The 2,799-nt window shown below is 66.4% G+C and carries 3 protein-coding genes; all 3 read left to right on the top strand.

The window, feature by feature from the left end; genetic code table 11:
- Positions 1-42 precede the first annotated feature (42 nt).
- Positions 43-1,581, top strand: a complete 1,539-nt coding sequence (locus tag AC1VAN_RS17395) for a sensor domain-containing diguanylate cyclase (protein ID WP_480986301.1) — start codon at positions 43-45, stop codon at positions 1,579-1,581.
- A 119-nt stretch (positions 1,582-1,700) separates the two neighbouring features.
- Positions 1,701-2,429 (top strand): UMP kinase, encoded by a 729-nt coding sequence (gene pyrH / locus AC1VAN_RS17390; RefSeq protein WP_025877663.1) that lies wholly within the window; start codon positions 1,701-1,703, stop codon positions 2,427-2,429.
- A 97-nt stretch (positions 2,430-2,526) separates the two neighbouring features.
- Positions 2,527-2,799: ribosome-recycling factor (locus AC1VAN_RS17385; protein WP_480986300.1), on the top strand; the 273-nt coding region annotated here is incomplete at its 3' end.

The following is a 2,799-nucleotide window of genomic DNA, read 5'->3' as shown; positions in this document are numbered from 1 at the left end:
ATTCCTAGGTATTCTTGTCCTAATGGAATTGAACGACCCGACATGCCTCCCGAGCTGACAGCTGCACTGGCGCTTTGCCGCAACCTCCCCTCGCCGCCCGGTATTGCCCTGCGCATCATCGAACTGGCCCAGGACCCGGAGGCGGACATCGCAACCGCTGCGGACATCATCGCCATCGACATGGCGCTGAGTGCGCGCATGCTGCGTATCGCCAATTCACCGCTGTATGCCAGCCGGCGCCGGATCGAGAACCTCGGCCAGGCGCTGACCATGCTCGGGCTCAACGCTACGATCAGCCTCGCCCTGGGCTTCACTGTCACCCAGGGCCTGACCGGCAAAGGCGGCGCCGACCACGATCTGCGCCAACGCGCCTGGAAGCGCAGCATCCTCAGCGCGCTGGCGGCCAGCCAGCTCGGCCAAGCGCGCGGCCTGCGCAGGCTGGAGGAGCTGATGCTGGCCGGACTGCTGCAGGACATGGGCGTGCTGTGCCTGGCCCAGGCCGAATCCGAACGCTACCTACCGCTGCTGCGCGAGGCGCGCGACAACCCCGACCTGATCGCGCGCGAGCGCCAGGAACTCGGCTGCAGCCACGCCGACGTCGGCGCATGGGTGGCCGAGGAGTGGGGCCTGCCGCGCTACCTGGTGGACAGCATCCGCCACAGCGAAGACGAAGTCACCGCCGAAAATCCGTTCCAGGCCTGCGTACAGCTGTCTGGCGCGGTCGCCGACATCTGGCTGGATGAAGACGCCGATGGCGCACGCGAACGCGCCCTGCAGCAGGTCCACGACCGCCTGCAGATGGACAGCGCCCGCTTCGACCAGGTGCTGGCGCGGATCAGCGAAGCGCTGCCGGACATCGCCAGCCTGTTCGAGAACGGCCTGAACTCGCCGGCACGCGTGCGTGAACTGATCGACCACGCCCAGGAACTGGCCACCCTGCGCAACCTGCGCGAACTGCAGGATGCCGACCAGGCGCGCCGCCGCGCCGATGAATTCGAGGCCCGCGCCAAGCGCCTGGCCGACCAGGCCCATCGCGACGCGTTGACCGGCGTCCTCAACCGCCGCCAGCTCGAAGCCGTGCTGGAACAGGAATTCCTGCGCGCCGGCCGCCATGGCTGGCCGTTGTCGGTGGCCTTCATCGACCTGGACGATTTCAAGAAGATCAACGATGCGCACGGCCACCTGACCGGCGACGAGGTGCTGCGCGCCTTTGCCGGCAAGCTGCAGGGGCAGCTGCGCAACAGCGACACCGTGGCCCGCTTCGGCGGCGAGGAGTTCGTCGCGCTGCTGCCCAATACCAGTGAATCGGTGGCCCTGGACGTGATCCGCCGGGTACTGGCGAACATCGTCGCCACTCCGATGGCGGAACTGGAAGGTGGCCCGCTGTTCATCACCTTCTCGGCCGGCGTGGCCACCCAGGGCGGCTACGAGCGCTTTGCCGGCGTGCAGGACCTGCTGCGCGCCGCCGATGACGTTCTCTACCGCTYCAAGAACCTGGGTCGCAACAGGGTCATCGCACGCTCTCCGGGCGAACTGGGGCATGATGAACTGTCTGCCACTGCTGGCGCCGAGCTGGGCTGAATGGTGCGCCCCGGATGCACGGGGCACACCGGTATTTTGCGCCGCAGTGCACAAAACGCTTTGGCCGCGCGCCGCTTGCGCGTAGAATCGCCCGCGATTTCCACGCACCCGAGGTCCCTATGTCCAAGCTCGCCTATCGCCGCATCCTGTTGAAACTTTCCGGGGAGGCGCTGATGGGAGATGAGGACTACGGCATCGACCCCAAGATCATCAACCGCCTGGCCCGTGAAGTCGTCGAGGCCCAGCAGGCCGGCGCCGAAGTCGCCCTGGTCATCGGTGGTGGCAACATCTTCCGCGGTGCAGGCCTGGCCGCTGGCGGCATGGACCGCGTCACCGGCGACCAGATGGGCATGCTGGCCACGGTCATCAACGCGCTGGCCATGCAGGATGCGCTGGAAAAAGTGGGCGCCAAGGCCCGCGTGATGAGCGCGATCAAGATCAACGACGTGTGCGAGGACTACATCCGCCGCCGCGCCATCCGCCACCTGGAAAAGGGCCGCCTGGTGATCTTCGCCGCTGGCGTCGGCAGCCCGTTCTTCACCACCGACTCGGGCGCCGCCCTGCGCGCGATCGAGATCGGCGCCGACCTGCTGCTGAAGGCAACCAAGGTCGATGGCGTGTACGACAAGGATCCGAACAAGTACAGCGACGCTGTCCGCTTCGACAGCCTGAGCTACGACGAAGTGATCCGCCGTGGCCTGGAAGTGATGGATACCGCCGCCTTCGCCCTGGCCCGTGACAGCGACCTGCCGATGCGCGTGTTCGACATGGGCCAGCCGGGCGAGCTGCTGAAGATCCTGCACGGCGAGAACATCGGCACCCTCGTCCAGGGCCGCGATCCGGCCTGAGGCTGAGCGCAAGGCGACCTCCGGGCCGATTCAGGCCCGGCGGCGTCCCGTATTCGCCTATAATCGCCCGATTCCAGTTACATCCAGGACCCTGGCGATGCTCAACGACATCAAGAACAACGCGCAGACGCGCATGGCCAAGAGCATCGACGCTCTTAAGCACACCCTCACTTCGATCCGCACCGGCCGCGCAACGCCGGCCCTGCTGGACCGTGTCACGGTCAATGCTTACGGCAACGCCAGCACGCCGCTGAACCAGGTAGCGTCCGTCTCCAACGCCGACGCCCACTCCCTGCTGGTCACGCCCTTCGACAAGAGCATGATCAAGGAGATCGAAAAGGGCCTGTACAACATCGAGCTGACCCCGAAC

The organism is Stenotrophomonas sp. 05L44_2, from assembly GCF_056665995.1.
This window is presented reverse-complemented; position numbering and strand designations above follow the sequence as displayed.

Excerpts from the sequence above, each read along its gene's own strand:
- pyrH (WP_025877663.1), top strand. The coding sequence starts at position 1,701 with ATGTCCAAGCTCGCCTATCGCCGCATCCTGTTGAAACTTTCCGGGGAG.